29 protein-coding genes and 1 tRNA gene are annotated in these 25,633 nt (G+C 69.4%); 10 read left to right on the forward strand and 20 right to left on the reverse strand.

Going from position 1 to position 25,633, the window contains the following annotated elements; translation table 11 throughout:
- Positions 1-62: 62 nt before the first annotated feature.
- From ACO2Q0_RS21025 to ACO2Q0_RS21050, 6 genes are read left to right on the forward strand one after another with little or no spacing between them, the layout of a single operon-like run.
- Complete coding sequence (locus tag ACO2Q0_RS21025) at positions 63-2,339, forward strand: TonB-dependent receptor (protein ID WP_423353480.1); 2,277 nt, start codon at positions 63-65, stop codon at positions 2,337-2,339.
- Between the two features lie 35 nt (positions 2,340-2,374).
- On the forward strand, positions 2,375-2,557 hold the full coding sequence (locus tag ACO2Q0_RS21030; RefSeq protein WP_423353481.1) for a hypothetical protein: 183 nt from the start codon (positions 2,375-2,377) through the stop codon (positions 2,555-2,557).
- Positions 2,554-3,906, forward strand: coding sequence for an AtzE family amidohydrolase (locus ACO2Q0_RS21035; protein ID WP_423353482.1), 1,353 nt, complete (start codon positions 2,554-2,556; stop codon positions 3,904-3,906). The genes ACO2Q0_RS21030 and ACO2Q0_RS21035 overlap by 4 nt, the downstream gene beginning before the upstream one ends.
- Entirely contained in the window at positions 3,906-5,498 is a 1,593-nt protein-coding gene (locus ACO2Q0_RS21040) for a gamma-glutamyltransferase family protein (protein ID WP_423353483.1), read from the forward strand. Before ACO2Q0_RS21035 ends, ACO2Q0_RS21040 begins: the two co-directional genes overlap by 1 nt.
- Positions 5,495-5,875, forward strand: coding sequence for an oxalurate catabolism protein HpxZ (hpxZ, locus tag ACO2Q0_RS21045; protein WP_423353484.1), 381 nt, complete (start codon positions 5,495-5,497; stop codon positions 5,873-5,875). The genes ACO2Q0_RS21040 and hpxZ overlap by 4 nt, the downstream gene beginning before the upstream one ends.
- Positions 5,872-6,873, forward strand: coding sequence for a bile acid:sodium symporter family protein (locus ACO2Q0_RS21050; RefSeq protein ID WP_423353485.1), 1,002 nt, complete (start codon positions 5,872-5,874; stop codon positions 6,871-6,873). The genes hpxZ and ACO2Q0_RS21050 overlap by 4 nt, the downstream gene beginning before the upstream one ends.
- A gap of 321 nt (positions 6,874-7,194) precedes the next feature.
- On the opposite strand, the gene ACO2Q0_RS21055 is transcribed toward ACO2Q0_RS21050, so the two are convergent.
- The 4 genes from ACO2Q0_RS21055 to ACO2Q0_RS21070 form a co-directional block, all read right to left on the reverse strand.
- Positions 7,195-8,430, reverse strand: a complete 1,236-nt coding sequence (locus ACO2Q0_RS21055) for a tyrosine-type recombinase/integrase (protein ID WP_423353486.1) — start codon at positions 8,428-8,430, stop codon at positions 7,195-7,197.
- A 205-nt stretch (positions 8,431-8,635) separates the two neighbouring features.
- Positions 8,636-9,127, reverse strand: a complete 492-nt coding sequence (rpsI, locus tag ACO2Q0_RS21060) for a 30S ribosomal protein S9 (protein ID WP_423353487.1) — start codon at positions 9,125-9,127, stop codon at positions 8,636-8,638.
- Positions 9,127-9,600 (reverse strand): 50S ribosomal protein L13, encoded by a 474-nt coding sequence (rplM, locus tag ACO2Q0_RS21065; RefSeq protein ID WP_257839198.1) that lies wholly within the window; start codon positions 9,598-9,600, stop codon positions 9,127-9,129. Before rplM ends, rpsI begins: the two co-directional genes overlap by 1 nt.
- Before the next feature lie 179 nt (positions 9,601-9,779).
- Positions 9,780-10,811 carry a COX15/CtaA family protein gene (locus ACO2Q0_RS21070; protein ID WP_423353488.1) on the reverse strand — a complete coding sequence of 344 codons (1,032 nt, stop codon included), beginning with the start codon at positions 10,809-10,811 and terminating at the stop codon, positions 9,780-9,782.
- A 94-nt stretch (positions 10,812-10,905) separates the two neighbouring features.
- Here ACO2Q0_RS21070 and ACO2Q0_RS21075 point away from each other — a divergent pair, with 94 nt between their 5' ends.
- Positions 10,906-11,103 (forward strand): DUF2842 domain-containing protein, encoded by a 198-nt coding sequence (locus ACO2Q0_RS21075; RefSeq protein WP_423353489.1) that lies wholly within the window; start codon positions 10,906-10,908, stop codon positions 11,101-11,103.
- Here ACO2Q0_RS21075 and ACO2Q0_RS21080 read toward each other — a convergent pair whose 3' ends face one another.
- A complete protein-coding gene (locus ACO2Q0_RS21080) occupies positions 11,104-11,511 on the reverse strand; it encodes a hypothetical protein (RefSeq protein WP_423353490.1) in 408 nt (135 codons plus the stop codon).
- 49 nt (positions 11,512-11,560) lie between these two features.
- Here ACO2Q0_RS21080 and ACO2Q0_RS21085 point away from each other — a divergent pair.
- Positions 11,561-11,637: transfer RNA gene (locus ACO2Q0_RS21085), tRNA-Pro, on the forward strand.
- Between the two features lie 87 nt (positions 11,638-11,724).
- Here the strand turns inward: ACO2Q0_RS21085 and ACO2Q0_RS21090 are convergent.
- From ACO2Q0_RS21090 to ACO2Q0_RS21125, 8 genes are all read right to left on the reverse strand, one after another.
- Positions 11,725-12,273 (reverse strand): DUF4142 domain-containing protein, encoded by a 549-nt coding sequence (locus tag ACO2Q0_RS21090; RefSeq protein WP_423353491.1) that lies wholly within the window; start codon positions 12,271-12,273, stop codon positions 11,725-11,727.
- A gap of 12 nt (positions 12,274-12,285) precedes the next feature.
- Positions 12,286-13,569: a hypothetical protein gene (locus ACO2Q0_RS21095; protein WP_423353492.1), complete on the reverse strand. Its 1,284-nt coding sequence runs from the start codon at positions 13,567-13,569 to the stop codon at positions 12,286-12,288.
- Positions 13,570-13,652: 83 nt separating this feature from the next.
- Positions 13,653-14,054 (reverse strand): MerR family transcriptional regulator, encoded by a 402-nt coding sequence (locus ACO2Q0_RS21100; protein ID WP_423353493.1) that lies wholly within the window; start codon positions 14,052-14,054, stop codon positions 13,653-13,655.
- Positions 14,055-14,068: 14 nt separating this feature from the next.
- The gene (locus ACO2Q0_RS21105) at positions 14,069-14,371 is read right to left on the reverse strand and encodes an integration host factor subunit alpha (RefSeq protein WP_423353542.1); all 303 of its coding nucleotides are present in this window, start codon (positions 14,369-14,371) and stop codon (positions 14,069-14,071) included.
- Positions 14,372-14,469: 98 nt separating this feature from the next.
- On the reverse strand, positions 14,470-15,450 hold the full coding sequence (locus ACO2Q0_RS21110) for a beta-ketoacyl-ACP synthase III (protein ID WP_423353494.1): 981 nt from the start codon (positions 15,448-15,450) through the stop codon (positions 14,470-14,472).
- A 1-nt stretch (position 15,451) separates the two neighbouring features.
- Positions 15,452-16,501 (reverse strand): phosphate acyltransferase PlsX, encoded by a 1,050-nt coding sequence (plsX, locus tag ACO2Q0_RS21115; RefSeq protein ID WP_423353495.1) that lies wholly within the window; start codon positions 16,499-16,501, stop codon positions 15,452-15,454.
- Between the two features lie 89 nt (positions 16,502-16,590).
- On the reverse strand, positions 16,591-17,112 hold the full coding sequence (locus tag ACO2Q0_RS21120; RefSeq protein WP_423353496.1) for a YceD family protein: 522 nt from the start codon (positions 17,110-17,112) through the stop codon (positions 16,591-16,593).
- Positions 17,109-17,633, reverse strand: coding sequence for a ubiquinol-cytochrome C chaperone family protein (locus tag ACO2Q0_RS21125; protein ID WP_423353497.1), 525 nt, complete (start codon positions 17,631-17,633; stop codon positions 17,109-17,111). Before ACO2Q0_RS21125 ends, ACO2Q0_RS21120 begins: the two co-directional genes overlap by 4 nt.
- Positions 17,634-17,746: 113 nt before the next feature.
- On the opposite strand from ACO2Q0_RS21125, the gene ACO2Q0_RS21130 reads away from it, so the two are divergent.
- The gene (locus ACO2Q0_RS21130; protein WP_423353498.1) at positions 17,747-18,238 is read left to right on the forward strand and encodes an outer membrane protein assembly factor BamE; all 492 of its coding nucleotides are present in this window, start codon (positions 17,747-17,749) and stop codon (positions 18,236-18,238) included.
- 92 nt (positions 18,239-18,330) lie between these two features.
- On the opposite strand, the gene ACO2Q0_RS21135 is transcribed toward ACO2Q0_RS21130, so the two are convergent.
- Complete coding sequence (locus ACO2Q0_RS21135) at positions 18,331-20,451, reverse strand: sodium-translocating pyrophosphatase (protein WP_423353499.1); 2,121 nt, start codon at positions 20,449-20,451, stop codon at positions 18,331-18,333.
- A gap of 203 nt (positions 20,452-20,654) precedes the next feature.
- Positions 20,655-21,101 carry a hypothetical protein gene (locus ACO2Q0_RS21140; protein WP_423353500.1) on the reverse strand — a complete coding sequence of 149 codons (447 nt, stop codon included), beginning with the start codon at positions 21,099-21,101 and terminating at the stop codon, positions 20,655-20,657.
- A 116-nt stretch (positions 21,102-21,217) separates the two neighbouring features.
- Between ACO2Q0_RS21140 and ACO2Q0_RS21145 the strand changes: the two genes are divergently transcribed.
- On the forward strand, positions 21,218-22,177 hold the full coding sequence (locus tag ACO2Q0_RS21145; RefSeq protein WP_423353501.1) for a retroviral-like aspartic protease family protein: 960 nt from the start codon (positions 21,218-21,220) through the stop codon (positions 22,175-22,177).
- Here ACO2Q0_RS21145 and ACO2Q0_RS21150 read toward each other — a convergent pair.
- From ACO2Q0_RS21150 to ribH, 5 genes are read right to left on the reverse strand one after another with little or no spacing between them, the layout of a single operon-like run.
- Entirely contained in the window at positions 22,113-22,673 is a 561-nt protein-coding gene (locus ACO2Q0_RS21150) for an isoprenylcysteine carboxyl methyltransferase family protein (RefSeq protein ID WP_423353502.1), read from the reverse strand. The genes ACO2Q0_RS21145 and ACO2Q0_RS21150 overlap by 65 nt on opposite strands.
- A complete protein-coding gene (locus ACO2Q0_RS21155; RefSeq protein WP_423353503.1) occupies positions 22,670-23,734 on the reverse strand; it encodes a type III polyketide synthase in 1,065 nt (354 codons plus the stop codon). The genes ACO2Q0_RS21150 and ACO2Q0_RS21155 overlap by 4 nt, the downstream gene beginning before the upstream one ends.
- A 39-nt stretch (positions 23,735-23,773) precedes the next feature.
- Complete coding sequence (thiL, locus tag ACO2Q0_RS21160) at positions 23,774-24,736, reverse strand: thiamine-phosphate kinase (protein WP_423353504.1); 963 nt, start codon at positions 24,734-24,736, stop codon at positions 23,774-23,776.
- Complete coding sequence (gene nusB / locus ACO2Q0_RS21165; protein WP_423353505.1) at positions 24,720-25,169, reverse strand: transcription antitermination factor NusB; 450 nt, start codon at positions 25,167-25,169, stop codon at positions 24,720-24,722. The genes thiL and nusB overlap by 17 nt, the downstream gene beginning before the upstream one ends.
- Positions 25,166-25,630 carry a 6,7-dimethyl-8-ribityllumazine synthase gene (gene ribH, locus ACO2Q0_RS21170; protein WP_423353506.1) on the reverse strand — a complete coding sequence of 155 codons (465 nt, stop codon included), beginning with the start codon at positions 25,628-25,630 and terminating at the stop codon, positions 25,166-25,168. The genes nusB and ribH overlap by 4 nt, the downstream gene beginning before the upstream one ends.
- Positions 25,631-25,633 lie beyond the last annotated feature (3 nt).

The following is a 25,633-nucleotide window of genomic DNA, read 5'->3' on the forward strand; positions in this document are numbered from 1 at the left end:
CCCACCAACGGCAAAGCCCGGACATGACGTCCGGGTCCGATCGGTTGTCTCAGGGGGTCTTCATGCGCTGCTCACCTACGAAACGTCTCCGTCTCGCGAAGCTGCTCGGCTCGGCCGGCTGCCTCTCCCTGGCCGCCATGGGTAGCGGCGCAGCGGCGCAACCAGCGGCGGCGCTGGACGAGGTGGTGGTCACCGCGCAGCGGACCGCCACCAACCTTCAGCGGACCCCCATCGCCATCACAGCGCTGTCCGCCGAGGCCCTGCAGAAGGCCGACGTCCGCTCCGTCGCTGACCTCGACAAACATGTCCCCGGCCTCGTCATCCAGTCGGCCGGCGCCTGGCCGCTGAACGTGACGATCCGCGGGATCGGCTATGATGGCCTGCAGAACAACTCGTCCCAGCCTGGCGTCGCGTTCGTGGAGAACGGCGTCTACATCGCCAGCCCCCTCAACCTGACTTCGTCCTTCCTGGACCTGGCTCAGATGGAGGTTCTGCGGGGCCCGCAGGGCACGGTGAACGGCCAGAACGCCGACGGCGGGGCGATGAACGCCACCACCCGGCTCGCGACCCTGGGCGACACAAGCTTCGACGGTGAGGCCAGCTATGGCAGCTATGCCTACGAGCGGGTCCGCGGCGCGGCCAATGCGCCGCTTTCGGACACCGCCGCCGTCCGCCTGGCCATCCAGCACGAGGCCCACAAGGGCTGGATCAAGTCGCCCAACCAGCCCTTCTCGGGCCGCTCGGGATCGCAGGACGCGCTCTCGGCCAGGGCCAGCTTGCTGTGGGCGCCCACGGAACGGCTCTCAGTCACCCTCTGGGGCGAGTACTTCGACCTGGACGCCAATGGCCTGCCGGTCCGCAACTCCCGCGACCCGATCGGGGATGTCAGGGCCACCAGCAACGACACCTACCTGCCGCAGCAGACCCGCAGCCGGATCGCCGCCAGCACGATCACCTACGACCTGGACTTCGCCACCCTGAAGCTGGTGTCCAGCTACCAGAGCGCCAAGGCCAGCACGCCCAACTCCGGCGACCTAATGTCCCGCGCCAACGCCCTGGCCATCTATGGCGTGAAGGACGAGGTGCCGATCTACTTCCGCGAGGCCAAGAGCCACACGGAGGAGATCAACCTGGCGCACACTGGGGGCGCCGTCGACTGGATCGTAGGCGCCTTCTACCTGCACACGGACGAGCACCAGCGGGTCTATGAGACCCAGCAGTCGTCGCCCACGCCGATCCCGGTGACGCCGATCTTCAACCCCAGCCAGGCGCAGATTGGCATGCTGTACGGGCAGGGCCTCGCGTTTGTGAGCGTCGCCGACGCCGAGCGCACGTCGTATGCCGCCTATGGCCAGGCCACCTGGCACGTCAGCGAGGTCGTGCGCCTTACCGGCGGCCTCCGCTACAGCTCGGACGACTACGCGTCCGACACCTCCAACTTCTTTGCGCCGCCGGCGCCCCTGGCCAGCAAGTTCGAGACGGTCACCGGCAAGGCGGTCGTGGAGTACGAGCCCGTCGAGCGGACCACTGTCTATGCGAGCTTCTCCACCGGCGTGAAGCCCGGCGGCACCAACCTGAACCCCGGCGCGCTGATCGTCCCGACGGGCTTCCGGCACGAGTCGGTCCGCGCCTACGAGCTGGGCCTGAAAAGCGAGTTCGCCGAGCGGCGTGTCCGCCTGAACGTGTCGGGCTTCTACAACGACTACCGCAACTACCAGACAGCCTCGGAAGACCCGCTGCCCTTCCACGGCGGCCAGACGAACATCCCCAAGAGCTACATCTATGGCCTCGAGGCGGAAGGCTCCGCGCTCCTGCCGCAGGGCTTCCGGGCCAGCGCCACGGCGGCCTGGATGCGCAGCAAGGTCACCAGCCACTTCAGCCTGCTGGACCCGCAGGTCGGCTTCCTGATCGACCGCGCCAACGGCGGGCCGTTCCTGGGCGACGGGATCAACCAGCGCTTCGCCGCCTTCCGCGATGTGAAGGGCAACGAACTCCCCCGGACGCCGCGGTTCGCCGCCTCGGTGGCGATCGACAAGTCGACGCAACTGGGCGACGCCGGCACGCTCGATCTCTACCTCGGCGCCAACTACCGCTCGGGCTTTAAGGCGCGGGTCTTCGACAACCCGCTGATCGACGATGTCGGCGACCTGTTCGTGGCCAACTTCAACGCCCGCTTCGAGCCGGCCGACGGGCCTTGGTACCTGGAGCTTCAGGTCGTCAACATCACCGGGTCAGACGATGTCGCGTCCCGCTTCCCCGACAATTTCGAGGTCGGCGCGGTCTATGACTACATCACGCCGCCGCGCCAGGTGATCGGCCGCTTCGGCGTCAGGTTCTGAGCCATGCCGGACGCACAGCGCACCAGCCGCTCCCCATGACTGAGATCGACCTGCCGGCGGATGCGGAGGGCTGCCGCGAGGTGCTGCACCGCCTTGGCGTCACGCCGCCCGAGGCGTGCGCGCCGGGCCTGCTCGCCAACCTGACGGTGCTGGCCGGCCACCTGGCGGTGGTCCGGTCAGCCCTCCAGTCGACCGATCTCGGTCCGCCCGGCGCATGAGGCAGGCCGCTTTCAATCCGGCCGACGCGGTGGAGATCGCCGCGGCGGTCCGCGCCGGCCGCCTCAAGGCCGGGGACGTCGTGCGAACCGCCCTTGAGCGGATTCGCCGCGACGATCCCGCCATAGGCGCCTTCACACGGGTCCTGGACGACCGCGCCATGGCCGAGGCCGAGGCTGTCGATCTCACGGTGGCCGCCGGCGGCGATCCCGGCGCCCTGGCGGGGGTGACCTTCGCGGCAAAGGACCTCTTCGACGTCGCCGGCCTGCCCACCACCGCGGGCGCCGCCGCCCGGCGAGATACGCCGCCGGCGGCCAGCGATGCAGCGGCGATCACCCGGCTCCTCGCCGCCGGCGCCGTGCTCGTGGGCACGCTCAACATGGACGAGTTCGCCTACGGCTTCGCCACCGAGAACGCCCACTACGGCACGACGCGCAATCCCCACGACCGCGGCCGCATCGCCGGAGGCTCGTCGGGGGGATCCGCGGCCGCCGTCGCCGCCGGGATGGTGTCCCTGTCTCTGGGGTCGGACACCAACGGCTCGATCCGGGTCCCCGCGTCGCTGTGTGGCGTCTATGGGCTCCGGCCCAGTCACGGCGCTGTGCCGACCGACGGCGTCTTCCCGTTCGTCGAGAGTCTCGACGTGCCCGGGCCTTTCGCCCCTTCGCTCGAGAGCCTGCGGCTCGCCTTCTCCGTCCTGTCCGGACGTTCGACCTCGTCGACGGCCGCCTTGCGCGTCGGACGGCTGGATGGCTGGTTCCGGCACGCCAGCGACCCTGAGGCCCTGGCCGCCATCGACGGCGCGCAGGACGCGTTCGGCGAGCTGCCGCTGGTGAGCCTGCCCTGGGCCGAGGCGGCGCGATCCGCCGCCTTCCTGCTCACCGCGTCCGAGGGCGGGCGGAGACATCTGCCAGGCCTGCGCACGGACCCCATGGCCTTCGACCCCGCCGTCCGGGACCGGCTGCTGGCGGGGCTGGCCCTGCCTGCCGCCGCGGTCGCCGAAGCGGAGGCTGTGCGGGACCGGATCGTCCCGGCCTGGCTGGAGATCTTCGAGGCCTACGACGTCCTGCTGGCGCCGGCGACGCCCTGCGTCGCCCCGGCCATCGGCCAGGCCATGATCGAGATCGACGGACGGCCGATGAACGCCAGGGCCAACCTCGGCCTATACACCCAGCCGCTCAGCCTGGCGGGCCTGCCCGTTCTGACCGCTCCCCTGCGCCGGCCAGGCCGGCTTCCGCTGGGCCTGCAGCTCGTGGCCGCGCCTGCTCGCGAGGCGGCGCTCTTCGCCGCCGCAGCGCGGCTGGACGCCGCCGGCGTCACCGGGATCACCCATCCGGAGCCGACCAGATGATGACCACCCAGCGCGCGGACCGGGGGATGACCACCGCGCCGCACCACCTGGCCGCGGAGGTCGGACGCGACGTCCTGGCCGCGGGAGGCAGCGCCGTCGAGGCCTCGGTGGCGATGGCGGCGACGCTGGCGGTGGTCTATCCGCACATGACCGGGATCGGCGGGGACGGCTTCTGGCTGGTCCATGAGCCGGATGGCCAGGTGCGCGCGATCCACGGCTGCGGTCGGGCCGCGGCGGCGGCCGACCTGGGCCTCTATGGCGGCCTCAAGGAAATTCCGACCCGAGGCGGACTGGCCGCCAACACCGTCGCCGGAACCGTGTCGGCCTGGGCGGCCGTCCTGGCGGCCTCCGGCAGCCGCTGGCCGCTGGAGGAACTCCTGGCGCCCGCCATCCGGCTCGCGCGATCGGGCGTGCCGGCGACGGCTGGCGGCGCACAGGTCGCCCGGGACAAGGGCCCGGAGCTCCGCGCCCAGCCGGGCGCCTATGCGGAGGTGTTCGAGCCGGAAGGTCGGCCGCTACGCGAGGGTGACGTCCTCAAGCAGCCCAGGCTGGCGGACACGCTCGAGGCGCTCGCCCGGGATGGGCCGGACAGCTTCTACCGGGGCGAGCTCGCAGCCGCCATGGCGGCCGATCTGGCGGCGCTCGGCAGTCCCTTGGCGCCGGCAGATCTCGCCGATCACCAGGCTGAAACCCCGACCCCGCTCCGGCGGCGGGCGCTGGGCGCCGAACTCTTCAACACCGCGCCGCCCACCCAGGGCCTGACCTCGCTGATGATCCTGGCGCTGTTCGAGCGGCTGGGCGCCGGGACCTCCGGAGCCTTCGACCACGTCCATGGCCTCGTGGAGGCCACCAAGCAGGCCTTCCTCGTCCGCGACGGGCTGCTGGGCGATCCCGCCGGCATGCCGCGGGCGGCCCAGGACCTCCTCGACGACGACCGGGCGTTGGACGAAATGGCCGCCCGGATCAGCCCGCAACGCGCACTGCCCTGGCCACATCGTGGCCCGGCCGGCGACACGACCTGGTTCGCGGCGGCCGACGTGCGGGGCCAGGTGGTCAGCGCCATCCAGAGCACCTACTTCGAGTTCGGGTCAGGCCTGGTGCTGCCGCAGACCGGGGTGGTCTGGCAGAACCGCGGCAGTTCGTTCCGGCTCGGGGCGGACGGTCCCAACGCACTCCGCCCGGGCCGCCAGCCCTTCCACACCCTGAACCCGGCGCTCGCACGGTTCGACGACGGGCGGCTGATGGCCTACGGCACCATGGGCGGCGAGGGCCAGCCGCAGACCCAGGCGGCGATCTTCACCCGCTACGCTTGCCTCGGGATGGACCTCCAGGAGGCCATCTCGGCGCCGCGATGGCTGCTCGGCCGCACCTGGGGCCAGGCGACGACCACGCTCAAGCTCGAGGACGGCTTCACGCCGGACCTCATCTCGGCCCTTCGCGCGGCCGGACACGACGTCGAGGTGCTGCCGCGCCTGTCCGCTGCCATGGGCCACGCCGGCGCCATCGTGCGCCACCCCCACGGCGTCTTCGAAGGCGCCAGCGATCCCCGCAGCGATGGCGCGGCCGTCGGCGTGCAGGAGACCTCCGGGTGATCGTCAGCGACCCAGCCGCCCACGCCGAGGTCACCGCCGCCTTCCACGCCTACGAGCGCGCCCTGATGGCGGACGACCTCGTCGCCCTGGATGCGCTGTTCCACGATGCGCCGACGACAGTCCGCTATGGTGTTGGCGAGGTCCTCTACGGGATCGACGAGATCCGCGCCTTCCGCAGCGGGCGCGGCGGCTCACCGCCCCGCCGCCTGGGGCGCGTGCACATCGTCACCTTCGGGACCGACTTCGCGGTCGCGCATGCCGAGTTCTTCCGTGGAGCGGGCGGCCGCCGCGGCCGGCAGAGCCAGGCGTGGGTCAAGCTCGCCGACGGCTGGAAGATCGTCGCCGCGCACGTCTCGCTGGAAGGCGACCACGCATGAAGCCGACCTGGCTGCACACCGCGCTCGGGCGCGCGGACCCCTTCCTGTTGACCCTGCTGGCGACGGTGATCCTCGCGACGGTGCTGCCCTGTCGGGGCGTGGCTGCCACCGCATTCGACGTCGCCGCCGACGCCGCGATTGTGCTGGTCTTCTTCCTGCACGGCGCAAAACTGTCCCGCGAGGCGATCTTCCAGGGGATCCGGAACTGGCGCGTGCACGCCCTGGTCCTCGCCGTCAGCTTCCTGCTGTTCCCGGCCCTGGGCCTCGCGGCGATCCGCATCCTGCCCCTGCCTCCCGAGGCGGCGTCCGGGGTTCTCTTCCTAACCCTGCTGCCCTCCACCGTCCAGTCGTCGGTCGCGCTCACCGCCATGGCCGGCGGCAATGTCGCCGCGGCCGTCTGCAGCGCCTCGCTCTCGAACGTCGTTGGCGTGTTCGCCACGCCGCTCCTGGCGACATCGCTGATCCATCGGCCGGCCGGGTCCGGCTCCGTGCAGGCGGCCCCGTTGGTGCTCCAACTGATCCTGCCCTTCGCCCTGGGCCATCTCGCCCGCCCCTGGGTGCGGACCACGCTTGACCGCCACAAGTCCGTTGTCGGCCTAGCGGACCGGGGATCGATCCTGCTGGTGGTCTACACAGCCTTCAGCGCCGCGGTGATCGCCGGGATCTGGACCCGGCTCAGCCCCCTCGGCCTGATCCAGATCGCCCTCGCCTGCGCGGTCCTGCTCGCCATCGTGCTGTCGTTCACGTGGCTGATCGCGCGACGGGCCGGATTCAGCGCGGGAGACCGGATCGTCATCCAGTTCTGCGGCTCCAAGAAGAGCCTGGTTTCAGGCCTTCCAATCGCCGGCGTGTTGTTCCCAGGGGCCCAGATGGGCTTCATCATCCTACCGCTGATGGTCTTTCACCAGATGCAGCTGATCGCCTGCGCCGTCATCGCGCGGCGATACGCCCGCGCAGCAGAGCTAACCACCGACCATTGGACAGCCCCGAAGCCGTAACCTCCCGCGTCTGAAGTTTACGGCCGTTCTCGCGCTTAGTGATGGGCAGCTCGACATCCGCTAGGCGCCATGACTTCGCGTTGGCCGCCGATGCTAGGCTGGGTGCCCACAAGCGGACTGCTTCCAACTTCGCCTTGGAGTCAGGTCTTCGCCTTCGCCACTTCCGCTGCCTCCGCGCCGACCGGTGCGCTCGCAGCCGTTTCACAGGTGGGGCCCTTGCCCAATCCGCACCGCCCCTACGGGCGGCGCCTGACAGCCGCCATCTTCATGGCGGCGAGAACGAGGCGTCATCTGACGCCCCTCGCCTATTGGCGAAACGCGCTACGCCTTGGCCTTGAACTTCTTGGTCCGCAATTCCTTCGCCTGCATCACGGTGAGCACGTGGCTGTAGTGCTTCTCGATGTAGGTGATCGAGGTCCCCATGTTCTTGGCCAGGACGTGGACCGGAATGCCGGAAAGCAGGCATTGGGTGCAGTAGAAGTGGCGCAGGCTATAGACCGTCCGCCGCTTGCCCCAGCGGTCGTCCAGGAGTTTCAGCCGCGACAGGACGTTCGCAAAAGTCTTGTTGAAGTTCTCCACCGGCTTGCCGTCATAGCCGCAGAACACCAAGTCGTCGGGCGCGCTGTGCCGCGAGAGCTTCTTGAACCGGTCCAGATACGTCTGTGTGCCTTCGCGGCAAACGACGGTGCGGGCGCCGGTCTTCGTTGTCGGGGCCACCTCTACGACAAGCGCCGGCTTGTTCTCGGCGTCCTTCTCGATCCGCAGGTCCCGCCAACAGAGTTGGCGGGCCTCGTTGGGGCGAAGGCCTGAGTTCGCCATGAACAGGAGGTAGTCGCGTAGCAGCTCGCGCTGATAGCGATGCATGGCGTTGGGGCCGGAACGGTGCAGCCGGCCGCCGCCCTCCCCGGCCGCCGAGACCATGCCCTCCTTCACCCAGTCCCGTAGGAAGGTGTAGATCGCCTTCCACTCGGCCTCGTCGAAGGTGGGCCGGCGCTCAACGCCCTTGGTGTGCTTCACCTTGGTGGCCTTGACCCAGGGCTCGCGCTTCACGAAGCCGATCCGCTTGCCCCAGCGGAAGATCTGCCGAAGCATGCCGGCTTCCATGTCGAGGGTCTTCTGCGCAGGAACCTTGACGGCGTTGGCCGGGATCTCCTCGTCGCCATCCCACCGGTCGGGATTGTGGTAGTTGATGCGCCAATCCCAGTAGCGCTCGACGAAGGCGTCCGGCATGTCGTTGACGCGGGCTTCGCCGAAATAGGGGTTGAAGTACTTGTCCGCCATGAACCTGTGCAGCCGCTGGCGGTGGACCGACAGCCCGGATTCGTGGGCGGCGTAGAACCGCTTCCACAGGTCCTTGAATTTCAGGTTGCCGGAGACCCGCACGTCCATGCCGAGCTTCTGCTCGGCCCGCAGCTCGTAGAAGAGGTCCTCGGCCTGGTTGAGGGCCGTGGGGAGATCGCGGGTCTTGAGGGAGCGGATGACGTAGCCGCTGACCCCGGGCACCTTCAGGCGGGCCTGGTAGACCTGCTGCTTGGTGTCGCCGCGACGGTAGACCATGACGGCCCCGTCACGGAGGCGGTGGACCTCTTGATAGAAGCTCCCAGGCATCGCGCGCCTCGCCAATTCCTGTGAAGGAACTGTGCAAAACACTAACTGGAAACTGCGGAAAATACAACCGCTTGTGAGTCGTCTGTGAATGACAAAACAGGCACCTAACTCGCGTTAGATGCCTGTTTTTATTCAACAAATTGAAGTATCGGAATTAGCGCTTCGAGAACTGGAAGCTGCGGCGGGCCTTGGCCTTGCCGTACTTCTTACGCTCGACGACACGCGGGTCGCGGGTCAGGAAGCCGTGCGGCTTCAGGACCGAGCGCAGGCCCGGCTCGTAATAGGTCAGCGCCTTGGCGATGCCGTGACGGACGGCGCCCGCCTGGCCCGACAGGCCCGAGCCTTCGACCGAGACGACGACGTCGAACTGGCCGAGGCGGTCGGCGATCTGCAGCGGCTGGGCGATCATCATCCGCAGCACGGGGCGCGCGAAATAGACTTCCTGGTCGCGGCCGTTGATGGTGATCGCGCCCTTGCCCGGCTTGATCCACACGCGGGCCACCGCGTTCTTCCGCTTGCCGGTCGCGTAGGCGCGGCCCTGGGCGTCGATCTTCGGCTCACGCACGACGGCTTCTTCGGCCGCCGCGGCGCCCAGGCCCTTCAGAGCGTCGAAGCCGGTGGCTTCTTGGGTGTTGGCTTCGCTCATTACGCGCTCCGCACGTTCTTGGCGTTCAGGTCGGCGAACGCGATGGTCTCGGGGTTCTGGGCCGCGTGCGGGTGCTCGTCGCCCGTATAGATGCGCAGGTGCGTCATCTGCTTGCGGGCCAGCGGGCTCTCCTTCGGCAGCATGCGCTCGACGGCCTTCTCCAGCACGCGCTCGGGGTACTTGCCGCCGAGGATCTGGCCGGCGGTGCGTTGCTTGACGCCGCCCGGGTGGCCGGTGTGCCAGTAGAAGATCTTGTCGGACAGCTTCTTGCCCGTGAACTTCACCTTGTCGGCGTTCACGACGACGACGAAGTCGCCGCAGTCCACATGCGGGGTGTAGTCGGGCCGATGCTTGCCGCGAAGACGCATGGCGATGAACGAAGCCAGGCGGCCGACCACGGCGTCCTTGGCGTCGACCACGATCCACTTCTTCTCGACCTCGGCGGGCTTCAGCGAAGCCGTCGTAGCCTTCAACATGGTTCAATCCGTCGATCAGATGCGGGTGCGCGACCGTGCGCCCCCGACGTGAGGCGCGGCATATGCCGACGTCCGCTGGCTTTGTCAACGCCGTTCGGCGGGCCGGCCTGCAAGATAACTTAACATAATCAACATGATAGACATTGCGGTATTATTATACCGCGACTTTCTTCGCCCTAGATGCGCCGGGTCCGCCACGCGAAGGCCGTCGCGAGCGCCAGGACCAGGGCCGCCGCGAGCTGATGGGCGATTGAAAGACCCAGAGGGGCGCGCAGCATCAGGGTGGCCACGCCGAGCAGCGCCTGGACCGTCACCACGCCGGCCACCGCCACGCCGAGCAGCTTGCTTTCGCGGTGCAGGTAGTTGGACCGCCAGGCCGAGACCCCGATCGCGATCGCGACCCCGGTCACCAGATAGGCGATCAGCCGGTGATGCAACTGCACCGCGCCCTGGCTGTGCGCCAGCGTGCCCCAAAGCGTCGTCGCCGCGTAATCCTCGGGTACGAGGCGGCCGCCCATCATGGGCCAGTCATTGTAGAGCAGGCCCGCGTCGTTGCCGGCGACCAGCGCCCCCAGCAGGATCTGGAAGTAGATCAGGGCCAGCAGCCACGCGGCCCGCCTGCCCCAAGGGCTGGGCAGGGTCTGCCGCGCCCCGCCCGCCCAGGCGTCGAGCGCGGTCCAGACCAGAAGGGCCAGGAGCGCGAAGGCCAGGCCCAGGTGCGCCATCAGCCGCTCGGGGGCCACCGACACCCGCTCCGAGAGGCCGCTGGCCACCATCCACCAGCCCACCGCGCCCTGCAGCGCGCCCAGCACGAAGATGCCCACGAGGCGCCAGGTCAGCCGCTTGGGGATCTCCCGCCGGACCGCGAACCAGACGAACGGCGCGAAGAACACGAGGCCCGTCAGCCGGCCCAGGAACCTGTGCGCCCATTCCCACCAGTAGATCGACTGGAACTGCGCCAGCGTCATGCCGCGGTTGACCTGCTGGTACTGGGGGATCTCCCGGTACTTGGCGAACTCCGCCTGCCAGGCCTGATCGCTCATCGGCGGGATGGCGCCGGTCACCGGCTTCCACTCCGTGATGGAGAGCCCGGAATCCGTCAGTCGCGTCGCCCCGCCCACGATCACCATGGCGAGCACGAAGGCCGCCACGACGAGGAGCCAGACGGCGACAGGCTTGGAGCGGTCGGAGCGCAGGAACGAGGTCATGGGTACGCGGGGGTGGCGCCGCTTGAGGGCCGAACTTGGGCGGCTCCTTTATCGCTCTTGGGGCCGAAGCGCGACCCCGCTATAGCCCAGGCGCATGTCGGCACGCCTGCGCAAGCTCATCGGTCTCTTCGCGATACTGGGGTTCCTGGTGCTCTGGGTCTGGGCCGCGGTGGCCATCGGCGAACGCCTGCCCGAGCGCTGGTGGGCCCAGCTTCCGTACTACGCCGTCGCCGGCTTCTGCTGGTGGCTTCCCCTCGCCCCGCTGTTCCGCTGGATGAACCGGGGGCGCTGATCATCTCAGGCGACGACGCGGCAGTTCGAAGACGATGAGGAAGTGAGCGCGCGCGGGCAGGTCCGCCGCGTCCTGGGATGCGACGATGTACTTCGCAGCCGCCATCCGGATGGCCGCCTCATCGAAGCCCCAATCGAGGGGACGCGCCTCGACGCGAACGCAATCCAGCAGCTCGCGAGCCGGACCGACCCGACATTCGATGACGGCGGCGCCATTGCGGCCGGCCTGCGAGGCGCGCTCTGGATAGTAGCCGCCGACAGGTCCCAATCGGCTGTACTCGCCAACCCTCCCCTTGAACACGACGGGATGCAACACGGGGACGCCGGCGTCGGATGGGCTCTGGGCCACTGCCAGTGATCCGGTCAGACCGGCCACGAGAGCTGCGACCGCAACGACGAACTTTCTCATTGCCCTCCCCGCGCCATCCGCTAGAAGACCGGCCTCGCCGACCGGCCTGCGGAGCGTAGCGCAGCCTGGTAGCGCACTTGACTGGGGGTCAAGGGGTCGTGGGTTCGAATCCCGCCGCTCCGACCATCGGCCGGCGGCGAGATATTCCCTTCATCGGACGCGATGCGGCGACGGCCCTTCGACCGCCGCCGTCCGAGCCTTCGATGCGTGCGCTCAGTGCACGCCTATGCGGCCCAGCATCTTCAGGTGCCGCTCCACCATCGGCAGGCCGCCCATGGCCACGGAACGAAGCTGCGGATTGTCGCCGTTCTCGGCATAGCCCTTGTGCAGGGCCACGCTCTCCTGGTGGGCCATCCGCTGCTGGTCCAGGTACATGTGGTCGAAGTCCGTGTCCGCGGCCTCCTGCAGGTGCTTGAGCATCCCGGCTCGCCGCTCGTCCAGCTCCTGCGTCGGCGCCGCGTCGGGAATGTGATCCGTGACCTCGTGGCTGTGCAGCGCCGAGTGCATCTGGTGCATCGCCGTCGTGTGATGCTCGACCATCATCGCGCCGAACATCCGCACCGCGTCCGACTGAGCCCGCCGCGCCGCAAGCCGGCCCGCCTCGATCTCATAGAGGTCGGCGATGCAGGCGTTGGCGATGAACGCCTGGGCGTTGTGGGAGCCCGCGGTGGAGGCCGAAGCCAGGCCCACCATCCCGCCGACCATGTCCTGGGCCTTGTGGGCGAGCCCCTTCAGGCCGCCGTCTTCCTTGTCGTGCGACATCGTCGTCCCTCCTCAAACGCTCGCGGCCGGCGCGCCCTGCGCGCCCGTCGCTCGCCAATAGCCGAGCTCATCGTGCGGCCCCTCCGGACGCAGGGGCGCGACGGGGTGCGGCCCCTCGGTCTCGAAGCGGTACTCGTCGCCGAACTCGGCCCGGTGGCGCTCGATCACCTGCTCGGTCGGCACGCCGCCTGCGTTCACCGTCGCCTGGTACTCGAAGTACCGATGGCCCTCCGGCAGTTGCTGTATCGGCACGAACTCGGAGTCCCACGCCGTCAGCTCGACCTGCTGCGACACGACCTCGCGCAGGTAGGCCTTGTTCTCCTCGAACGTCATCGGCGCGTCGTAGCCGGCGCCGATCAGCGCGGCCGCGTCCTTGCCCTCGATCTCCTCGAGGGCGCGGGCCGCGATCCGCAGGTGCTCGATCTCCATGGCGAGGTGCAGTTCCCAGATCGCCTTGATCCGCGGATCGACCTCGGTTTCGAAGCACGACCAGTAGAGCCAGCACTCATGGTTCTCGTGCAGGACCCAGTTGGTCAGCCAGCTCATGTTGGGGTCGAGGCACGACTCGTAGTGGCTGACGTGCTGCTCCTCGATCTCGGCGATCTCGAGGTAGAGCGCGCGGGCCAGCGGGTCGGTCGGCCGGTTCCCCACGGTCATGTAGTAGTTCATCGTCTGCTGCTCGGCCGAGACCAACGTCATGGCGTTCAGGATCGACTGGCGGTGCGCCGCCTGCACGGTCATCGGCCGGCGGATGTCGTCGGACGGGTCGCGGTGTTCGAAGATGGTGGGCCGCCCGGGGGTGATCTCGGTGTAGCTGCCGGTGATCTCCTCGGCCCGGCGACCATTGCCCATCAGGTCCATCAGGTTGGCGTACCGGTAGAGGTGATCGAAGTCCTCCAGAAGGCCGAACTCATAGACCTGCTTCAGGTACGGGTCCGGTTCGTGCCGTGCGAGCCAGGCGGTCAGGTCCACCGCCACCTGCTCGTAGCCGATGGTCACCTCGATGGCGTTCTCCTGCGCCTCGCCGGGGATCAGCCAGTTCACCGCCTTCTGCTGCTGCTGTTCCACGCGGCGCACCCGCTGCAGCCGCTGCTTCAGCTCCACGTCGCCGGTGTTGCGGTTGAAGTTGTGCGAGAACATCGCCGCCTCGACCTCCACCCCGTTCATCAGGATCACGCGGCAGCGCGTGTATGGATGGACGTCGCGGGTGTCGTACGGCTGGACGTTCAGTTCGGACCAGCTTCGGAACTGGCGCTCGAGCGGAATGCCGCGCTCGGCGAGCGGATTGAAAGGCATGGCGGTCTCCCTGGCTGACCAGGGACCAACCAAGCGGCACACCGCCAGTTGCCGACGCGGCTGGTAACTTTAAGTTGCGGCGCTCAACTTTTGAGAAGGTCGTCCAGGCGCCGCTTCGCCGTCTCGAGGTCGTGGAGCGCGGCCAGCAGCGCATCCGTGCTGCCGGCGGCCCTGCCCGACGGCGAAGACGCAGCCGCCGTATCGACCACAGGTCCACCCTCTCCAGCCGCGAGGAGGCGCTTCATGCCCTGCTCCCGGTGCAGCTTTTGCACGCCCTTGATGGTGTAGCCCTCGTCGTGCAGCAACCGCCGCACGCCGCGCAGCACCGCAATGTCGGCGGGCCGGTAGAATCGGCGTCCGCCCGCACGCTTCATGGGCCGGATGAAGGTGAACTTGGTTTCCCAGAAGCGCAGCACGTGCTGAGGCACGTTGAGCTCGTCCGCCGCTTCGGAGATCGTGCGGAACGCGTCCGGGCCCTTGGCCACGGCCTAGGGCGTCCTCACCGCGACAGCGCCTGGTCGACCCGCGCCTTCATCACCTGCGAGGCGCGGAAGCCGATCACGCGGCGGGGTTCGATGGCGGCGGGTTCACCCGTCTTGGGATTGCGGCCCATGCGGGCGCGCTTGGCGCGGACCTGAAACACGCCGAAGCCGGAAAGCTTCACCTGCTCGCCGCGCTCGAGCGCCTGGCACATGAGCTCGAGCACCCGCTCGACCAGCTCCGAACAATCCTGGCGGGTGAGGCCCACCTGCTCGTGCACGGCCTCGCAGAGGTCCGCCCGGGTGACGGTCGCCCCCTTCATCCTTACGCTGACCCCCGCCGAGACATCGTTCATGGACCTTGATTGTCCTATCGGCTCAACAACTTCAAGTCACGCTTTGCAGGCCGCGGTTAAGGCGCCTACAGCCTGAGCACGCACGCGCCCCAGGTCAGCCCCCCGCCCATCGCCTCCAGCAGCAGGAGTTGGCCGGGCTTGATCCGCCCGTCCTGCACGCCCTGGTCGAGGGCCAGCGGAATGGACGCCGCAGAGGTGTTGGCGTGCTGCGCGACCGTCGAGATCACCTTGGTCTCGTCGATCCCCAGGCGCTTGGCCACACCTTCCAGGATGCGCTGGTTGGCTTGGTGGGGGATGAACCAGTCGACGGACGAGACGGCGATGCCCGCGTCGGCGGCGGCCGCCGTCACGGCCTCGGAGATGTTGACCACAGCATGCCGGAACACCTGGTTCCCCTGCATGCGCAGGTAGCCCGTCGTCCGCGTGGTCGAGACGCCGCCGTCGACGTACAGCAGCTCCTGCTTCGTGCCGTCGGCGCGCAGCGCGAAGCCCAGCAGGCCGCGGTCGGTCGTGGCCCCCTCGCCTTCGCCCGGCTCCAGCACGACCGCGCCGGCGCCGTCGCCGAACAGCACGCAGGTGCCGCGATCGGTCCAGTCCATCAGCCGGGTCATGCACTCGGCGCCGATGACCAGGGCGCATTTGGAGCGGCCGCGGGCGACGAAGCCGTCGGCGGTCGACAGCGCATAGACGAAGCCCGAGCACACCGCCTGGACGTCGAAGGCGATGCCCACCGGCGCGCCCAGCTTGCGCTGCACGATCGTGGCCGTGGCGGGGAAGGTCAGGTCGGGCGTGGTCGTGGCCACGATGATCAGGTCGACGTCGGCGGGCGTGCGGCCTGCGGCGGCCAGGGCCCGGCGGGCGGCCTCTACCGCCAGGTCGGAAACCGGCTGGTCGTCGGCGGCCTTGCGGCGCTGGGTGATCCCGGTGCGCTCGCGGATCCACTCGTCCGAGGTGTCGACGATCTTGGCCAGGTCGTCGTTCGTGACGACGCCGTCCGGGAGGTAACCCCCGACGCCGGTGACCACGCTACGCAGGACTTTGGACACTCTAGGCGGCTCCGTCCGCGGGCGCTGCGGAAGACAGCGCGGCGGGAAGGCGCCTCATATTCCGTTCGATCTCGGAGGCAAACCCGCTTTGCGCCACATCGGCCGCGGCGCGCACCGCCTTGGCGAACTGGCGGTCGTCGGCGCCGCCATGGCATTTCAGGACCAGGCCGTTCAGGCCCAGCAGCGGCGCGGCCGGCGGCGGGTTGATCCGCTCCCGGAACCGCAGCAGCGAAGGTCGCGCCAGCAGGGCCCCCAAGCTGGAGAGCGGCCCGGCGGTGAGCGCCGCCCGGAGTTCACCGTAGAGGAACTTGGCCGCGCCCTCCATGGACTTCAGGGCGATGTTGCCGGTGAAGCCGTCCGTGACGACGACGTCGACTGTGCCCTGGGTGATATCGTCGCCCTCGACGAAGCCCCGGTACTCGAGGTCCAGCCCGCCTTCGCGCAGGATGCGATGCGCCTCGCGGACCTCTTCGTGGCCCTTCATCTCCTCGGAGCCGACGTTCAGCAGCCCCACCGTCGGCTTCGCGACACCGTGGGCGGCGCGGTGATAGGCCTCGCCCATGATAGCGAACTCGACGAGACGCTCGGCGTCGCAGTCGACGTTGGCGCCCACGTCCAGGAAGGTGCTGACGCCCTTCGCGTGGGGGATCGAGGCCACCAGGGCCGGACGCTCCAGGTCGGCGCTCATCCGCAGGATCAGCTTTGAGATCGCCATCAGGGCGCCGGTGTTGCCGGCCGAGACCGCGACCCCCGCCTCGCCTTCCCGGATCGCCTCCACGGCGGCCCACATCGAGGTGCCCTTCCCGCGCCGCAGCGCCTGGGCCGGCTTCTCGTCCATGCCGATGACGCGCTCGGCGTGGCGGATCTCGGCGCGTTCGGCCAGGCCCGCGCACTTGGCGACCTCGGCGCGCAGCTGCGCCTCGTCGCCATGCAGCAGGCAGCGGATGTGCCCGGGCAGGTCCTTCAGGGCGCGCGCCGTCGCCGGCACCACCACGGACGGTCCGTGATCTCCGCCCATGGCGTCGATCGAAATCACCAGCGATTGGGTCAAGTCGGCGCTTTCGTCCCTCGGCGGCCTTCAGCCGGAATCATCGCGACCATACGCGCCGGTTTCAGTTCTGAAAACCAGGGCCCAAGGTCTCAGCCCTTCGGGTCCTGCAGCTTCTTGAGCACGGCGAAGGGCGACTCCTCCTCCTGCGGCGACTGGTAGTCGAAGGTGGCGCCCGGCTTGCGCGGGAACGGGTCCAGCTCGAGCGACAGGTGCTCGACGACGTAGTCGGCCACGTCGATGGCGTCGCCCGCCAGCACGTCCGGCGGATCGTCCGCTTCGAGGTCCAGCTCCATCTCGCCGGTCTCGGGCTCGACGGCATGCGGGCTGCCCGCCGGAACGACCCGGGCGAACACCTCGCCCAAGACCGGCTGCTCGAAGGGGTCCAGGGTGACGCCGCAGATCTGCTCCACCACGGCGTCGAAGCGCCCGGTGATCTCGGCGCCGTCCAGCCAGGGCTTCACGACGACGTCGGCGGTCAGCTTCGGAAGGCTCTTCAGGCCCAGCCGCTTGGCCACCGCCGCCCGCGCCGCCTCGTCGGGCGCCAGCGCCAGGCGCACCGGCCCCCGGTTCACCTCATGCAGTTTCAGCGGCTTGTCCCACGCCTCGCTCACGCGGCCCTCCAATCTGCCTTGCCGGCCAGCAGCGCCTCCAGCGAATTGCCCGCCAGCGCCTCGCGCTGCGCCAGCACATAGTCGGCGAGCTCGGCCGAACGATCCTCGGCGTCCGCATAGACGGTACGGCCCAGGATCGCCTCCAGCGGCGCGCGGTCGGGCAGGCTGTCCAGCGCTTCCTGGTAGTTCTTGCCGCGGCCGTAGAACGCCTCGCCCAGCTTGCGCATCTTCTTGCCGACCGACAGGTCGCCCACGCCCATCTCGCGCAGGGCGTCGTCCAGGCTGCTCACATAGGCGTCGAACAGGGCCTGCGAGACATCGGCCGCCGCCTCGCCGTGGCCCCGCAGCCGCTCCAGGAGCAGCACCACATGCAGGCTGTAGATCTCGAACCGGCCTTCCACCGTGTCGGGCGCGCCCAGGTCCCGGTACAGCGCCGGAGACCGCGCCTGCTCGACCACGCGCGCATACAGCGCCCGTCCGGCGGTCTGCGCCGGTCTCGGCTTGAACAGGCTCTTCAGCATGGGTCGGCCTCGATTTCGCCCAAGGGCGGGGTTAAAGGCGGCATTGAACTAAGGGGCGGCCGGCGATAGGTCAAAGCCTCTTGCCTTTCAGGTGACTTTGGAAACCCGACCGAATGTTCCGCAGAGCCGCCCCCGCCGTCCTCGCCGTGGGTCTGATCGCCGGGGGGCTCGCCGCCTGCGCGCCGATCACCACCTATTCCGGGTTCCAGGCGATCGACGCCAATCCCCAGGACGTGAAAGTCGGGACCGACACCAAGTCGACGGTCCGCGCCAAGCTGGGCTCGCCCTCCGCGCAATCGACCTTCGATCCGAACGTCTGGTTCTACGTGAACCAGGTGAAGCAGCGGGTCGCCTTCCGGAAGCCGCAAGTCACCGCCCGCAATGTCACGGCCATCGAGTTCAACAAGGAGACCGAAGCGGTCGCCTCAGTGAACAACTACACGCTGAAGGACGGCAAGGTCGTGGCCTTCAACGGCCGCGAAACGCCGACCCGCGGCCGCGAGATGACCATCCTCGAACAACTCCTGGGCTCCGTCGGGCGTTCGGGCATGCTGCCGCAGGACGACGAGGGCGTCCCCGGCTCCCGCCCCGGCGACCGCCGCTAGGGCGTATCCGCGCCCCTTAGTCAGGGGACCTGCCAAAGAAAAACGCCCCGGAGATCGCTCTCCGGGGCGTTCTGCTTTTCAGGACCTTTGGATCAGCCCATGTGGGCCAGCACCGCCAGCAGCAGCAGGGCCACGATGTTGGTGATCTTAATCATCGGGTTCACGGCGGGGCCCGCCGTGTCCTTGTAGGGGTCGCCGACGGTGTCGCCGGTGACCGCCGCCTTGTGGGCGTCGGAACCCTTGCCGCCGTAGTGGCCCTCTTCGATCAGCTTCTTGGCGTTGTCCCAGGCGCCGCCGCCGCTCGTCATCGAGATGGCGACGAACAGGCCGGTGACGATCACGCCCATCAGCATGGCGCCTAGCGCGGCGAACGCGTCGGTATTGCCGGCGATGGCGCGGATCACGAAGAACAGCAGGACCGGCGAGACGACGGGCAGCAGGCTCGGCACGATCATCTCGCGGATGGCCGACCGTGTCAGGATGTCGACGGCGCGGCCGTACTCCGGCTTCACCTCGCCCGTCATGATCCCGGGGTTCTCCTTGAACTGACGCCGCACCTCGGCCACGACCGATTCAGCGGCGCGGCCCACCGCCGTCATTGACAGGCCGCCGAACAGGAACGGCAGCAGGCCGCCGAACAGCAGGCCGACCACGACGTACGGGTTCGACAGGTCGAAGGCCACTGCGCCCAGCCCGTCGAAGAACGAGCCCGGCGTGGCGTTGGCCGAGAAGAACTTCAGGTCCTCGGTATAGGCGGCGAACAGCACCAAGGCGCCCAGGCCGGCCGAACCGATAGCGTAGCCCTTGGTCACGGCCTTGGTGGTGTTGCCCACGGCGTCCAGGGCGTCGGTTGAGACGCGGACTTCCGGGGGAAGGCCGGCCATCTCGGCGATGCCGCCGGCGTTGTCCGTCACCGGGCCGAAGGCGTCGAGGGCGACGATCACGCCCGCCAGCGACAGCATGGACGTCGTGGCGATGGCGATCCCGAACAGGCCCGCCAGGTTGTAGGTGACGAGGATGCCGATGATGATCACCAGCGCCGGAAGCGCGGTGGACTCCAGCGACATCGCCAGGCCCTGGATCACGTTCGTGCCGTGGCCCGAGACCGAGGCCTTGGCCACCGACTTCACCGGCCGGAAGCCCGTGCCCGTGTAGTACTCGGTGATGACCACGATGGCCGCGGTGACCAGCAGGCCCACGACGCCGCACCAGAAGAGCTCCATGGCCCCGAAGGTGAAGTCGCCGGCGGTCACAGCGCCCGGCACCAGCTGGTTCGTGACGAACCAAATGGCCACGATCGAGGTCACCCCCGTCACGAGGAGGCCCTGGTAGAGGGCGCCCATGATATTCTTCTTCTTGCCCAGGCGGACGAAGAAGGTGCCGAGGATCGACGTCAGGATGCAGATGCCGCAGATGGCCAGAGGCAGCAGCATCATGCTGAGCTCGACGCCCGATCCGCGGAAGAAGATGGCGGCCAGGACCATGGTGGCGACCGTGGTCACCGCATAGGTCTCGAACAGGTCGGCGGCCATGCCGGCGCAGTCGCCGACGTTGTCGCCCACGTTGTCGGCGATGGTGGCGGCGTTGCGCGGGTCATCCTCGGGGATGCCGGCCTCCACCTTGCCCACCATGTCGCCGCCCACGTCGGCGCCCTTGGTGAAGATGCCCCCGCCGAGGCGGGCGAAGATCGAGATCAGCGAGGCGCCGAAGCCCAGCGCGACGAGGCTGTCCACCACCACGCGGCTGGTCGGGTCATAGCCCAGGCCATAGACCAGCATGGCGAAGTAGACGGAGACGCCCAGCAGCGCGAAGCCGGCGACCAGCATCCCGGTGACGGCGCCCGCGCGGAAGGCCATGGAGAGGCCCTTCTCGAGGCTCTCCGAGGCGGCCTGGGCGGTGCGGACGTTGGCCCGGACCGAGATCAGCATGCCGGCGAATCCGGCGAGGCCTGAGAGGACCGCGCCGATGGCGAAGCCCACGGCGGCTTCCCAGCCCAGCAGGAAGAAGGCGGCGACGAGGATCACCGCGCCCACGATCGCGATGGTGGTGTACTGGCGGTTCAGGTAGGCCTGCGCGCCCTCTTGAATGGCGGCGGCGATCTCCTGCATCCGCGCATTGCCGGGCGAGGCCCGTAGAAGCGCGCTGGACTGCACGGCGCCGTACAGCACCGCGAGCAGGCCGGCGACGATCACCAGCGTAAGCGTTAGACTCATGTTGTGCGCACCCCTTTGCGATCTGCGCGGTCGGGGGCGCCGGCGGCCCAGACGGGCTGCTCCGGCGAACTCCCAGCCCTTGTTCGTTTCCCCAATGACCCCGGGCGCTCTCACTTGCCCGTGGGAGCGGGAGCCTACTCAGGTTTCCGAGGCGGGCGCAACCTGCCCTACCGGCGCCCGACGAACGTCGCGATCCGGGCGGCCTAGCCGCGGGGCGTGGCCACCCGACGGCGGGGCTGCTGCGAGGTGACGACGACCGACTTGATCTGACCCGGACCGGCGATGGCGAGGCCTTCACGCATCATCGTGGCCGACAGCCTGGCGGCGTCGATCTTGCTGTAGTCGCTCGCGAGGGTGAACGGCGTCCGATGGCCGGCCCGCACCAGGGCGTCGCGGAAGTGGGGCTCCTTGGCCCGCAGCGGCGCGGGGTTCGCCCCGCTGGTCAGGTTGATGCGGACATAGACGAAGACGTAGTTCACCAGCCGGCCGTCGGCGACGATCGGCAGCGCCACGGGCAGCAGGTCCACGTACTGGCCGACGTCCTTGGAGGCGGCCTCGCCGCCGGAAGCCGAGGCCGTCGCAGGAATGGCGGCGCCTGCCGCCGCGAGGGAGCCAGCGAGCGCGGCGGTGATCAAGGTTCGACGGATCATTCCGCGAGGGTCCGCCTGATTCGGTTGCATTATCCTTTCGTGCTGCGTCGCCGTGGCTGCGCTTGACGAACGGTGATATCTTCCGAGCCCAGAATAAGTTGGGAGGAATCGGAGCCATGTCTCCGACCAGACGCCAGGCCGCCATGGGCCTGCTGACCGCCGGCGCCGCTGCGGCGCCGCTGAGACACGCGCTCGCGCAGGATGTCGCCACGCCGGCCGCGCCCGCGCCGCACGAACTGGCGCCGGGCGAACCCGACGAGCAGCTCGCCGCCGGCCAGGACCGCTTCACGCACATGATGGCCCCAGTGCGGATCAACGGCCAGGGTCCCTACCAGTTCGTGCTCGACACCGGCGCGAACGTCAGCTGCGTGGCCAATGCTCTGGCCGACCAGCTCGCGCTCCAGCCGGGTCGCCCCACACGGGTGCACACCATTGTCGGCGTCCGCGAGAGGCCCAGCGTGGTGATCGACGAGCTCACCGTGGGCAAGCGCGCGCGGAAGCGGGTCGAGGCCCCGTCCTTGCCGATCAAGGGCCCCGGCGTGGACGGTATCCTCGGCGTCGACTGGCTGACCGGCCAGCGGCTGGTCCTGGACTTCAAGAAGAACCAGATCGAGATCACCAAATCGAAGTCCGACCATCCGCATCCGGGACGCGTGGTGGTCGTGCCCGCCCGCCGCAAGCACGGTCAGCTCACCATCATCGACGCGGACCTGAACGGCGCGCCGATCAGCGCCATCATCGATTCCGGCGCCCAGGGCACGCTCTGCAACGGCCCCCTGCGCGACCTCGTCCGCGCATCCGAAACGCGCCGCGGCAAGACCGAGCCGCCGCAGTCCGTCCGCATGGAGTCCCTGGCCGGCGAAGTCTTCCACGGCGAGACGGTGTTCCTGCCGTTCCTGCGCCTGGGCGGCCTGCACCTGGGCAACGTCCAGGTGACCTATGCCGACACCCACGTCTTCAAGATCTGGGACCTGCAGACTAAGCCTGCGCTCGTCTTGGGCATGGACCTGCTCACCCAGTTCGAACAGGTGGCGCTCGATTTCGGCCGTTCGGCCGTCCGCTTCGAGTTCGTCTAGCGCCGGCCGCGTCCATGCCGAGCGCGCGGTTCTCCGCACGGATCCGGATCCACAGCACCGCCGCGTTGAGGATCGAGAACGCCAGGGCGTAGCCCCACAGCCCGAACACCAGCGGCAGCACGGCGATCTCGCCTGCGACGACCAGGTAGTTTGGATGCGGCAGGAACCTGTACGGCCCCCGACGCACCAGCGTCTCGCCCGGCACTGTGACGATCCGCGTCGTCCAGCGGGACCCCAGGGAAGCCAGCGTCCACACTCGGAGGCCCTGCAGCGCCAGGTAGGCCGCCAGCCAGCCGGCGTGCATCGGCCGGTCCCAGGCCAGCAGCCACAACCCGATCAGCCAGGCGGCGTGCAGCCCGACGATCAGCGGGTAGTGTCGCGCTCCGCTCTCCACGCCGCCCTGCGCTATCAAGCGGCGCGTGTTCCGCCTGGCGTAGACCAGTTCCCCGAGCCGCTGGGCCGTGACGAAGACCAGCAGAAGGATGGAGCCCGTCATGCGGCGATCGCCACCGTGCTGCAGGTGAAGCCCGGCCCAAGCGCCGTGACGACCGACCGCGGCGGCAGCCCCGTCCGGCGCGCGCGGTCCAGCACGTAGAGCACCGTCGGCGACGACATGTTGCCGTGATCCGCCAGCACGGCCCGTTCGTGGTCGAGATCGCCCTGGCCCAGCTCCAGCGCGCTCTCCAGCGCCTCGATCACCTTCGCGCCGCCTGGATGGCAGATGAAGCGGCCGACGCCGCCGACGTCGAGGTCCTGCCGCTCCAGCATGTCGTCCATGGCCGGCCGCAGGTGCTCGCGCGCGAAAGGCGGAATGGATTGGGCGAATACCACGCCCAGGCCGTCGCGATCGATCCGCCAGCCCATGATGTCGAGGGTGTCCGGCCAGGTATGCTCGGCATGGCTCCGCACCTGGGCGAATCCACCCTCCCCGGCCCGCAGCACGACGGCCGCGGCGCCGTCGCCGAAGAGCGCCGTGGCGACGATGTCGGCCTTGTCCACCTGCTCGGTCCGGAACGCCGTGGTGCAGACCTCCACCGCGACGAGCAGCACATTGGCTTCGGGCGAGGCCGCCGCTAGGCGCGACGCCAGGGCAAGGCCCATGGCTCCGCCGGCGCAGCCCACGCCGAAGACGGGGATGCGGACCGCGTCGGGTCGGAATCGCATCCGCCCCATGGCCCGGGCTTCCAGACTGGGGGTGGCGACGCCGGTCGAGGACACCGTAACGATGATGTCGATGTCGGGTCCGGTCAGCCCGGCCTCGGCCAGGGCGGCGTCGGCCGCCGCCACGAACAGCGCCACCGCGCCCTCGGCATAGGCTTCCATCCGCTGCGGCCAGTCGCGGGGCTCGAGGTACCATTCCATAGGCCGCACCGCCTGCCGCGTGCGGATCCCGGCGCTCCGGAAAACCGGCGCGAGGCGACGGAACTGAGGGAAACGCGGCTCGAACAGGACCTGCGCCGCCTGAGCGACGTCCTCCTGGTCGAGGTCGTAGGGCGCCCGCGCGGTCCCGACGGACAGCAACGCGACGGGGACCGAGGATCGGGAGACAGGCCGCATCGGCCAGCAACCCGCGGGGCCGACGCCGGTTCCGGCGGCTCACATATGGCGCCATCCGCCGGCGCCGGCGTCTACCGCCCGGCCCGCGGCGCGCACTTCGACGCCCTCGCCTTCCACCACCTCGCCGATGACGGTGAACCCCGCCGGCTTCTTCAGCGCCGCCGGCATGGTGCACACGACCTCATAGTCGTCGCCGCCGGTGGCCAGCCGCACGAGCGCGCCGGCCACGTCGCCCTGTCGCTCCAGCCAGCTCGCCGCCGCCCGGGACAGCGGAAGCGCGTCCAGGTCCAGCCGAACGCCGACCTCGCTCGCCTCGGCGATATGGCCCGCATCGGCCACCAGCCCGTCCGAGACGTCCGCCGCCGCCGTCGCCTTCTCCCGCAGCGCCCGGCGCAGATCGAGGCGCGGTTCCGGCAACCGGTAGCGATAGACGAGCGCCCCATCGGCGTCCGCGATTTCGCCCTTCACCGCCGCAAGCCCCAGCGTCGCATCCCCGATGGTGCCGCTGACCAGCAGCTTGTCGCCCGGCCGTGCGCCGGCGCGGCGCACCATCCGCCCCTCCGGGACCCAGCCGAACGCCGTCAGGCTGGCGGTGAACGGCCCGGGCGTGGCCACCGTGTCGCCACCCAGCAGGGCCACCTTGTAATGCTCCAGGTCCGAGGCGAGGCCCTGGACGAACCGCTCCCGGTCGCGGGTGGAAAAGCCCGTGGACCAGGCCACCGCCAGCAGGCAGCCGAACGGCTCGGCCGCCTTGGCCGCCAGGTCCGAAAGGTTGGCCCGCACCAGCTTGCGCGCCACGAGGTCTGGCGCCTCCGCCACGGGGAAGTGGACGCCCTCGACCACGGCGTCCTTGGTCACCACCAGGTCGTGGCCGGCCCGCTGCGGGATGGCGGCCGCGTCGTCCTTGAGCTGGAAGGCGCCGGGGTAGCCCTGCGTCAGCGGCCGGAACAGCCGCGCGATCTCGCCGAACTCGTCCAGGCCGCGCTCAGTTGGGCCGGACATCGCGGGCGACGCCGTCCAGCGCCCCGTTCACGAAGCCGGGCTCAGGCCCCTCGAAGAAGCTCTTGGTGAGCTCGACGTACTCGTCGATGGCCACTTCGGTAGGCACGTCCGGCCGGTGCTTCAGCTCGAAGGCGCCCGAACGCAGGATGGCCCGCACCGTGGCGTCCAGCCGCTCCAGCCGCCAGCCGGTCGCCAGCCGCTTCACGATCGCTGCGTCGATCGCCTTCTGCTCGCGCACGACGCCCCGGACCAGCTCGGCGAAGAACGCCTCGTCCGCCGTCGCCAGGGTCTCGCCCTCGACGTCGCGATCGAACCGATGGTCCATGAACTCGCGGATCACCGCCTCGACGCCGACGGAGGAGACCTCCATCTGGTAGAGCGCCTGCACGGCGGCCAGCCGCGCCACCGAACGGGATTGCTTGGCGCCGCTCATCGGCCGCCCGCCGTGAGCTGCTGCTTCAGCGCGGCCATGGCCAGGGCCGCGCGCGCCGCGCCGCCGCCCTTGTCGCCTTCGCTGATCCGCGCCCGCGCCCAGGCCTGCTCCTCATCCTCGGTCGTCAGGATGCCGTTGCCGATGCACAGGCGCTTGCCCGTGGTCAGGTCCATGATCCCGCGCGCGCTCTCGTTCGAGACGATCTCGAAATGATAGGTTTCGCCGCGGATAACGCAGCCCAGGGCCACGTAGGCGTCGTACGACACGCCGCCGGGGCCGCGGCCGGCGTCCTCGGCCATGGCGATCGCGCCTGGAATCTCCAGCGCGCCAGGCACGGTGACGACGTCGTATTCCGCGCCATAGGCCTTCAGCGCGTCTGTCGCGCCTTCCAGCAGGGCGTCGGCAAGATCGTCGTAGAACCGGGCCTCGACGATGAGGATGCGGAGGGGTTGATCGCTCATGAC

It is taken from the genome of Phenylobacterium sp. VNQ135, from assembly GCF_049445735.1.
Classification (GTDB): domain Bacteria; phylum Pseudomonadota; class Alphaproteobacteria; order Caulobacterales; family Caulobacteraceae; genus Phenylobacterium.

Coding starts and splice junctions, on each gene's coding strand:
- ACO2Q0_RS21150 (WP_423353502.1), bottom strand. CDS start 22,673: ATGACGGGCTCCATCCTTCTGCTGGTCTTCGTCACGGCCCAGCGGCTC.
- ACO2Q0_RS21075 (WP_423353489.1), top strand. CDS start 10,906: ATGTCGGCACGCCTGCGCAAGCTCATCGGTCTCTTCGCGATACTGGGG.
- ACO2Q0_RS21145 (WP_423353501.1), top strand. CDS start 21,218: ATGTCTCCGACCAGACGCCAGGCCGCCATGGGCCTGCTGACCGCCGGC.
- ACO2Q0_RS21035 (WP_423353482.1), top strand. CDS start 2,554: ATGAGGCAGGCCGCTTTCAATCCGGCCGACGCGGTGGAGATCGCCGCG.
- ACO2Q0_RS21140 (WP_423353500.1), bottom strand. CDS start 21,101: ATGATCCGTCGAACCTTGATCACCGCCGCGCTCGCTGGCTCCCTCGCG.
- ACO2Q0_RS21070 (WP_423353488.1), bottom strand. CDS start 10,811: ATGACCTCGTTCCTGCGCTCCGACCGCTCCAAGCCTGTCGCCGTCTGG.
- ACO2Q0_RS21105 (WP_423353542.1), bottom strand. CDS start 14,371: ATGAAGGGGGCGACCGTCACCCGGGCGGACCTCTGCGAGGCCGTGCAC.
- ACO2Q0_RS21130 (WP_423353498.1), top strand. CDS start 17,747: ATGTTCCGCAGAGCCGCCCCCGCCGTCCTCGCCGTGGGTCTGATCGCC.
- ACO2Q0_RS21040 (WP_423353483.1), top strand. CDS start 3,906: ATGACCACCCAGCGCGCGGACCGGGGGATGACCACCGCGCCGCACCAC.
- ACO2Q0_RS21095 (WP_423353492.1), bottom strand. CDS start 13,569: ATGCCTTTCAATCCGCTCGCCGAGCGCGGCATTCCGCTCGAGCGCCAG.
- ACO2Q0_RS21055 (WP_423353486.1), bottom strand. CDS start 8,430: ATGGTCTACCGTCGCGGCGACACCAAGCAGCAGGTCTACCAGGCCCGC.
- ACO2Q0_RS21125 (WP_423353497.1), bottom strand. CDS start 17,633: ATGCTGAAGAGCCTGTTCAAGCCGAGACCGGCGCAGACCGCCGGACGG.
- ACO2Q0_RS21030 (WP_423353481.1), top strand. CDS start 2,375: ATGACTGAGATCGACCTGCCGGCGGATGCGGAGGGCTGCCGCGAGGTG.
- ACO2Q0_RS21135 (WP_423353499.1), bottom strand. CDS start 20,451: ATGAGTCTAACGCTTACGCTGGTGATCGTCGCCGGCCTGCTCGCGGTG.
- ACO2Q0_RS21090 (WP_423353491.1), bottom strand. CDS start 12,273: ATGTCGCACGACAAGGAAGACGGCGGCCTGAAGGGGCTCGCCCACAAG.
- ACO2Q0_RS21025 (WP_423353480.1), top strand. CDS start 63: ATGCGCTGCTCACCTACGAAACGTCTCCGTCTCGCGAAGCTGCTCGGC.
- ACO2Q0_RS21155 (WP_423353503.1), bottom strand. CDS start 23,734: ATGCGGCCTGTCTCCCGATCCTCGGTCCCCGTCGCGTTGCTGTCCGTC.
- ribH (WP_423353506.1), bottom strand. CDS start 25,630: ATGAGCGATCAACCCCTCCGCATCCTCATCGTCGAGGCCCGGTTCTAC.
- ACO2Q0_RS21080 (WP_423353490.1), bottom strand. CDS start 11,511: ATGAGAAAGTTCGTCGTTGCGGTCGCAGCTCTCGTGGCCGGTCTGACC.
- ACO2Q0_RS21050 (WP_423353485.1), top strand. CDS start 5,872: ATGAAGCCGACCTGGCTGCACACCGCGCTCGGGCGCGCGGACCCCTTC.
- thiL (WP_423353504.1), bottom strand. CDS start 24,736: ATGTCCGGCCCAACTGAGCGCGGCCTGGACGAGTTCGGCGAGATCGCG.
- rpsI (WP_423353487.1), bottom strand. CDS start 9,127: ATGAGCGAAGCCAACACCCAAGAAGCCACCGGCTTCGACGCTCTGAAG.
- nusB (WP_423353505.1), bottom strand. CDS start 25,169: ATGAGCGGCGCCAAGCAATCCCGTTCGGTGGCGCGGCTGGCCGCCGTG.